Here is a 6518-nt window from a genome sequence, read left to right as displayed (position 1 = left end):
AATTCCCGCAAGTGCCGCCGTCGGACGCGGACGCCCTGCTCGGGTTCGACGACGCGGACGAGGCAGACGACGAGCGCCCGCGCCGCCACCGCGGCTGGATCGCCGTCCTCCTCCTCGTCACGCTGCTCGTGCTGGGCGGCGGCGGATTCTGGCTCTACACGTACCTCAATCAGCCGCCCGCCGTGGTCTACGTGAGCGTTCCGAGCGTCGCGACGATGAAGGACACCGACGCGTTCGCGAAGCTCACCCAGCTGGGGCTCCAGCCCGAGTTCTCGCAGAAGCCGAGCGCCGACGTCGCAAAGGGCCTCGCGATCGACACGCTGCCGGCCGCGGGCTCGCAGCTTCCCAAGAGCTCGAAGATCGTCATCGAGATCTCAACCGGCCCGTCCACGGCGGTCATCCCGCAGAGCGTGATCGGCAACACGGAGGCGGGCGCGCGGGACACGCTGCGCTCGCTCGGCCTCATGCCGGCGGACCAGTCGAAGGCGGCGAACAGTGCGACCGTGCCCGCGGGGCACGTGATCAGCGTCTCGCCGGACGTGGGCACGACCGTGCCGATCGGCGCCCAAGTGACGTTGACCATCTCGACGGGCAAGGTCGTGGTCCCGGATCTCCGCGGACGCTCGGCCGATGACGCCAAGGCCGCCCTCGCGGCCCTCGGCCTCGCGGCCCAGGTGAACCAGGTGGTCTCGACGAGCGCTCAGCCGGGGACGGTCACGGACCAGAGCGTCGCGGCCAACGGCCTCATCGACCAGGGCGGGACGGTCACGCTCTCCGTGGCGCAAGCGCCGCCCTCGCCGAGCGCGACGCCGAGCCCCTCGCCGAGCCCCACGCCGACCGACAAGAAGAACGGCAGCGGGATCAGCTTCCCGTAGCCGGGCCTGTCCTCGCCGCGGGCTCGTCTTCGCCGCGGGCCTACGCCTCGGCGTGGATGAGCGGGCTCAGCGTCGAGGCCTTCGCGGCCGCGCCGGCGAGGCCGAGCGACTCGAGCCAGTTCCCGAGCATCTGGTAGCCGCCCTCCGTGAGGACGCTCTCGGGGTGGAACTGCACGCCCCACAGCGGGGCCGTCCTGTGCTGAAGGCCCATGACCACGCCGGAGTGCGTGTGCGCCGTGACCTCGAGGACGTCCGGGATGGACTCCGCGACGGCGGCGAGCGAGTGGTAGCGCGTCGCGGTGAGCGGAGACTTGAGCCCCGCGAAGACCCCCCGGCCCTCGTGCTCCACGAGCGAGGTCTTGCCGTGCATGAGCTCGGGCGCGTGGGTCACGACGCCGCCGTACGCCTCCGCGAGGGCCTGGTGGCCGAGGCAGACGCCGAGCATGGGCTTGACGTTGTCGCCGCACCACCTGATGAGCTCGACGCACACGCCGGCCTCGGCGGGGTTGCCGGGTCCGGGCGAGATGAGGACGCCGTCGCGCGACGCGGCGAGCTCGACGGCCTCGGCGAGGGAGACGTCGTCGTTCCGGACAACGGTCGTCTCGGCGCCGAGCTGCTGAAGATAGCCGACGAGCGTGTAGACGAACGAGTCGTAGTTGTCGATGACGAGGATGCGGGTGCTCATGTTCGGCCAATCGTGGAGTGGGCTGGGCCGACTCCCCGGGCGGCTAGACTTGGCTACCAGAACCAGTGACCAGTCAAGCGAGCGGCACCCCGGCGCGTCGGCGGTGCTTGCAGGATACCAAGCGGGCGCCCGCGCAGCCGAAGGCGGCCCCAAGGAGGAGCAGTGCCCGAATCCCCGGACAAGCCCGAGACCACGGCGCGCGCGCACAAGAGCGCGGACAAGACCCTCAAGAAGAGCTCGAAGGCGGCTGAGCGGAAGGCGCGCAACAAGAAGCGCCGCAGCGCCAAGCCATCTGGCCCCACGCCGCAGTGGTACAAGTACCTGATGTTCACGCTCATGGTCGTGGGCTTGCTCTGGATCATCGTCTTCTACATCACGCAGGGCCAGTTCCCGCTTCCGATCCTGGGCAACTGGAACATCCTCGTGGGCTTCGGCGTCGCGATCCTCGGCTTCCTCATGACCCTCCGGTGGCGCGGCTAGCGTGGCACCCGGCCGCGAGCCGCGACAGGAGCAGGCGTACTACGCCGACACGTATCTGACCGAGGCGTCCGGAATGGTCATTGCCGTCGGCACGGCCGCCGGCGACGGCGTACCGTGGGTGGCCGTCTCCCCCAACATCTTCCATCCGAAGGGCGGCGGACAGCCGTCCGACGAGGGAACGGTCGACGGCGCGCCGGTCACCCCGGCGCGCGACGAGTCTGGCCTCGTGGTGCTTGCTGGGGCGCCCGCGCTCGAGGTGGGGGCCGCCGTCGTCTGTTCTGTGGACCCGGCGAAGCGCCGTCTCCACGCCGCCCTGCACACGGCCGGGCACGTGCTCGGCGCCCTCGGCGAGGCGCGCGGCTGGAAGCATTCGGGACACAGCCACTTCCCCGACCAGGCGCGGCTCGACTTCGATCCCGAAGGGCACGAGGACGAGTTGGCGACCCCCGAGCTGCGCGAGGCCGTGCGGGCCGAGCTGCAGTCCGCGATGGACGCGGCGCTCGCGCGCGGCGGGGCCGTGAGCGCGGCTCTGGACCGGAGCGGCCACCGCACCGTGACGATCGAGGGGGTCAACGCCGAGCCGTGCGGCGGGACGCATGTGCGCTCGCTCGCGGACCTCGCGAACGTGCGGATCCTCGAGGTCAAGGTCAAACGGGGCGCCATCAAGGTGCGCTACGAGGCCGAGCACGCCTGACGCGCGCCCGGCCTCTTGAGCCTGCTTGCCGGTGCGCTGGCAGCTAGGCGCTCACGAGCGCGGCGTAGCGGGCCAGGTAGAGCGGCCAGCCGCCCTCGTTGTCGACGCCGGCGTAGACGCCCTCCCAGCCGGGGCCGTGGCGGTCGATGTTCCGATGCTCGAGCTCGACCCTCGTGCGGTCGGGCCCTTCGGCGACGAAGCGCACCTCGACCTCGCTCGCGTTGGCCTCATCGGTCTCGAGCTGCCACGTGGGCCCGATGTCCCAGCTGAAGACGACCCGGGTCGGGGGCTCGAAGGCGAGGACGCGGGCCCACGGGCACACGCTGCCGTCCTCGCCGCGGTCGTAGATGTGACCGCCGACGCGCGGCTCGAAGACCGTCTCGGCGATCGGCACGGTGAGCAAGTTGTGGTCGCGCGGCTTGATGTCGTCGAATCGCTCGGTGAAGACGGCGAACGCCTTCTCCACGGGGGCCTCGACGGTGATCACCTTGCGGACCACGGTCTCTGCTGCCAGGGTCATTTCTCCTCCTTCTCGGGATCGGTCCCGGGATCCCTCTCGGGGTTCCTTTCGGGCCCGCCGGCCTCGGCGTCGCCGCGGACCGCCGCGCCGTAGTTGGCCAGGGCGCGGTTCCAGAACATGTCGAGTTGGTCCCGCAGCGCTTGCACGCCGGCCGGGTTGAGCCGGTAGACCCTTCGGGTGCCGACCGTCTCGTCGCTGACGAGGCCGCTCTCCTTGAGCACCTTCAGGTGCTGGGAGACCGCGGGGCGGCTCACCGGAAGCTGTGCTGCGAGCTCGCCCACCGGGCAGGGATGCTCGGCGAGGCGTTCGAGGATGGCACGGCGGGTGCGATCGCCCATCGCGTCCCACACCTCGTCCTGCCGTCCGTAAGTTGCCACGAACAGTAAGTTACCGCTTACCGTTGCTGCGGTCAAGGCCCCGCGGGCGGGCGCCCCGAGCCTCGTGCGCCGGGCCGCGCGCGGCTACGCTGAGAGTCCGTTCCCCTTTGAGTCCCGAGGCAGGGCCGATGGTCAGGGCAGCCCGCACGCGCCGTCGTCTGTGGACCACGGCCTCGAGGCCGGTGCTCGTTTCGGCGCTCGCGCTGAGCCTCGCGCTCGCCCTCGCCGCATGCACCCCGGGGAGCGGCGTGACGGCCACCGCGACCCTGCCCGGCGCCGGCGACTCGTACTACCCCGAGCTCGGGAACGCGGGCTACGCGGCCGATCACTACGGCCTCGCCCTCGACATCGACCCTGCGCGGGGCTCGCTCTCCGGGACCGCGACGATTGACGCCCACGCGACGGCGGACCTGCCCCGCTTCTCCCTCGACCTCGTGGGCCTCGACGTGCACGAGGTGACCGTCGACGGCCAAGTGGCCGCCCCCAGCCGGCAAGGCGACAAGCTCATCGTCGTGCCCGCCCATCCGGTCTCGTCGGGGGCGCACTTCACGGTCGCGGTGATGTACAGCGGGACCCCCCAGCCCATCGCGGACCCGAGCGGCAACCGCACGGGCGCAGACAAAGTGGGCTGGCACCACGACGGGGACGAGGTGTACGTGGCGAGCGAGGTGTCGGGGGCGCGAACCTGGTACCCCGTCAACGACACTCCCCGGAACAAGGCCACGTATTCATTCGCCCTCACCGTGCCGACCGGCTACACCGCGGTGGCGAACGGGACGCTGCGCGGCTCGACGCCTCGCGGCTCCGGGACGACCTTCACATGGGAGTCCGTCGCGCCGATGGCGAGCTACCTCGCGACCGTCGACGTGGGGCGCTTCGACGCAATCGCCGAGATCGGCCCGCAAGGCTTGCCCGTCACCGTGTACGCGCCCGCGGATCTCGCGGCGAGCGCTCGCGCACGGTTCGCGCAGTTGCCGGACATGATTGCGTACTTCGAGAGCATCCTCGGCCCATACCCCTTCGACACCGCGGGCGCCGTGGTCGTGAGTTCGGGCTTCCGCTGGTCGCTCGAGACGCAGACCCGGCCCGTCTACGGGAGCCAGGTGCTCAGCATGAACCAGGAGACAGCCGCCGAGGGCATCTCGCATGAGCTGGCCCACCAGTGGTTCGGGGACTCCGTGACGCTGAGCAGCTGGAGCGACATCTGGCTCAACGAAGGCTTCGCGACGTACCTGAGCTGGCTGTGGCTCGAACACGTGGGCCAGCGCGATTTCCTCACGGGCCTCATGACCACCCAATACGGCTACGAGCTCAACGCGCCCGACTACGCGACGCTCCTGAACCACGCGGACCTTCCCGCCGACCAGATCCTGCCGATCCTGCGGCGCCTGTTCGAGCCCGACGGCCACCCCGTGCCAGACGCGCAGATCCTCGCCGCGATGGGCCTGAGTTCCGCGAGCGGCCTGACCTCAGCCAAGGCTCTCGGGCTGCTCGGAGTCAAGCCCGGATCCGCCGACGCGACCGGCTATCTCGAGGATGCCCGATCCTCAGCCCCGGTCTCCCCGCCCGCTTCCGACCTCTTCACCGGCGGCGTCTACAACCGGGGCGCGATGGCCCTTCAGGCCCTGCGGGTGCATGTGGGCGACGGGGCCTTCTTCCGGATCCTCAGCACGTACGCGGCGGCGCATCGCTATGGCAATGCCACGACGGACGATTTCATCCACGCCGCCGAGTCTGTGACGGGCTCGGATCTGGCCAGCTTCTTCCAGACCTGGCTTCGCGACCCGGCGGCCCCGCCGATGCCCGCGCTGCTGCCCTCGCAATGACGGAACGGGTTCCGTCCAGTACGCGTACTGGACGGAACCCGCCTCCCCCCCGCAGCCAAACCCGCTCAGCGGCGGGCTGCCGCGACGTTGCGTCCCAGCGCGAGACCGATCACGAGCATGCCGACTCCGAGGAAAAGGTGGAGGATGTTGTCGGCCATGTTGACCGGCACGAAGTTCCCCGCGGAGTCACCGCCGAAGAACAGACCGTAGACGAACAGGACCAGGTAGATCGCGCCGCCCCACGTCAGGAAGCCCTTCGCGCCGCCGGCCGTGCGACCGAGCGCGAGGCCCGCGACGCCGAACAGCACATGGACGATGTTGTGCAGCACGGAGACCTGGAAGACGCCCAAGAGCATCGCGTGAGATCCCATCCCCGCGAAGCCGATGGCCCCAGCCGTGATGCCGGGAATGAAGCCCAAGATCCCGACGAGGAGGAAGACCGCGCCAACCACCATGGCGGCGAGCTGGATCGGCGTGCGGTGCGAGATGGCGTTGGTGGACATGACTGCTCCTAACTTGACTTCCGGCCTGCGCCTTCGGAACCAGGGGAGCCAGTTCCAGGCCTTCGCCGGAGCTTCCGACCGTGTCGGTGCGGTGTGCCCGCACCGACACTTCGGAGCCGCCGCCCAACCGGATTGGACCGGATTGGACCGGATTGGACCCGCGTCAGGCCAGGGACTCGAGCAGGATCGGCTTTGTGGTCGGCTGGCGAGAGCCGCCCTTGGGCTCGACCGTCACGCCGAGATACGCGGCGCCGTCGATCCCGCCGGGGAGCTCGTTCCACGTGGAACCATCCCCCGCGGCGACGAGGCCGGCCGCCTTCGCCGTCCCTCCCGCGTCGATGAGCCACAGCTCGTAGTCCTGACCCTGCGGCGCGGCAGCCATTCCGATCGTGACGACACCCGCGAGCTGCTCCTGCTTCGAGTGCGCGATGAGCATCGTCGCGCCGCCAGCCACCGCGACCTCCTGGATCTTGGCGTCGGGGGCGGAGAGGATCCGATCCATGACCGCGGACCTCGCGGACTGCGCCGCGGCCAGCTCGTGGAGGGCGTCGTCCCGCT

Annotated in this window: 9 protein-coding genes; 4 read left to right on the top strand and 5 right to left on the bottom strand. The window is 70.4% G+C overall.

What is annotated here, in order from left to right; all coding sequences use genetic code 11:
• The coding region (locus tag ACLN58_RS15880; RefSeq protein ID WP_415856225.1) for a PASTA domain-containing protein at positions 1-875 on the top strand (875 nt) is incomplete at its 5' end.
• Between the two features lie 40 nt (positions 876-915).
• Here the strand turns inward: ACLN58_RS15880 and ACLN58_RS15875 are convergent.
• Positions 916-1560, bottom strand: a complete 645-nt coding sequence (locus ACLN58_RS15875; protein WP_415856224.1) for an aminodeoxychorismate/anthranilate synthase component II — start codon at positions 1558-1560, stop codon at positions 916-918.
• A gap of 162 nt (positions 1561-1722) precedes the next feature.
• On the opposite strand from ACLN58_RS15875, the gene ACLN58_RS15870 reads away from it, so the two are divergent.
• Entirely contained in the window at positions 1723-2040 is a 318-nt protein-coding gene (locus tag ACLN58_RS15870; RefSeq protein WP_415856223.1) for a cell division protein CrgA, read from the top strand.
• Position 2041: 1 nt separating this feature from the next.
• Positions 2042-2734 (top strand): hypothetical protein, encoded by a 693-nt coding sequence (locus ACLN58_RS15865; RefSeq protein WP_415856222.1) that lies wholly within the window; start codon positions 2042-2044, stop codon positions 2732-2734.
• A 43-nt stretch (positions 2735-2777) separates the two neighbouring features.
• Here the strand turns inward: ACLN58_RS15865 and ACLN58_RS15860 are convergent, their stop codons facing one another.
• Entirely contained in the window at positions 2778-3254 is a 477-nt protein-coding gene (locus tag ACLN58_RS15860; RefSeq protein ID WP_415856221.1) for an SRPBCC family protein, read from the bottom strand.
• Positions 3251-3631, bottom strand: a complete 381-nt coding sequence (locus tag ACLN58_RS15855) for an ArsR/SmtB family transcription factor (protein WP_415856220.1) — start codon at positions 3629-3631, stop codon at positions 3251-3253. Before ACLN58_RS15855 ends, ACLN58_RS15860 begins: the two co-directional genes overlap by 4 nt.
• 128 nt (positions 3632-3759) lie before the next feature.
• Between ACLN58_RS15855 and ACLN58_RS15850 the strand changes: the two genes are divergently transcribed.
• Positions 3760-5457: a M1 family metallopeptidase gene (locus ACLN58_RS15850; protein ID WP_415856219.1), complete on the top strand. Its 1698-nt coding sequence runs from the start codon at positions 3760-3762 to the stop codon at positions 5455-5457.
• A gap of 65 nt (positions 5458-5522) precedes the next feature.
• Here the strand turns inward: ACLN58_RS15850 and ACLN58_RS15845 are convergent, their stop codons facing one another.
• Together ACLN58_RS15845 and ACLN58_RS15840 are read right to left on the bottom strand one after the other, a co-directional pair.
• Positions 5523-5960, bottom strand: a complete 438-nt coding sequence (locus ACLN58_RS15845) for a DUF4383 domain-containing protein (protein ID WP_415856218.1) — start codon at positions 5958-5960, stop codon at positions 5523-5525.
• Positions 5961-6123: 163 nt separating this feature from the next.
• Positions 6124-6518, bottom strand: a 395-nt coding sequence (locus tag ACLN58_RS15840; protein WP_415856217.1) for an anti-sigma factor, incomplete at its 5' end; no start/stop codon positions are given.

The organism is Sinomonas sp. G460-2 (assembly GCF_047759905.1).
Lineage (GTDB): Bacteria > Actinomycetota > Actinomycetes > Actinomycetales > Micrococcaceae > Sinomonas.
This window is presented reverse-complemented; position numbering and strand designations above follow the sequence as displayed.

Bases quoted from the DNA above. Each gene is read 5' to 3' on its own strand.
- ACLN58_RS15875 (WP_415856224.1), bottom strand. From the start codon at position 1,560: ATGAGCACCCGCATCCTCGTCATCGACAACTACGACTCGTTCGTCTAC.
- ACLN58_RS15860 (WP_415856221.1), bottom strand. From the start codon at position 3,254: ATGACCCTGGCAGCAGAGACCGTGGTCCGCAAGGTGATCACCGTCGAG.
- ACLN58_RS15850 (WP_415856219.1), top strand. From the start codon at position 3,760: ATGGTCAGGGCAGCCCGCACGCGCCGTCGTCTGTGGACCACGGCCTCG.
- ACLN58_RS15845 (WP_415856218.1), bottom strand. From the start codon at position 5,960: ATGTCCACCAACGCCATCTCGCACCGCACGCCGATCCAGCTCGCCGCC.